1 protein-coding gene is annotated in these 237 nt (G+C 45.1%); it reads left to right on the top strand.

Going from position 1 to position 237, the window contains the following annotated elements; translation table 11 throughout:
• The coding region (locus PL11201_RS25495) for a helix-turn-helix domain-containing protein (RefSeq protein ID WP_144017899.1) at positions 1-237 on the top strand (237 nt) is incomplete at both ends.

Genomic DNA, 237 nt, shown 5'->3' on the forward strand with positions numbered 1-237 from the left:
TGGACGGCACAGACTGTCAGAGAAGTGTTGCACAAATGGGAAAAGTTGGGGCTAGAAGGGTTATGGGAAAAACCCGGTCGCGGGGGGAAAGCCAAGTGGAAAGAAGATGACTTAGTATTTTTAGAAGAATGTCTCAGAAAAGAGCCCCGGACATACAACTCTCAGCAATTAGCCCAAAAATTAGAACAAGAACGGTCGATTAAATTGAGTCCCGATAGATTAAGACGGGTGCTCAAA

Source organism: Planktothrix sp. PCC 11201 (assembly GCF_900009135.1).
Taxonomy (GTDB): Bacteria; Cyanobacteriota; Cyanobacteriia; order Cyanobacteriales; family Microcoleaceae; genus Planktothrix.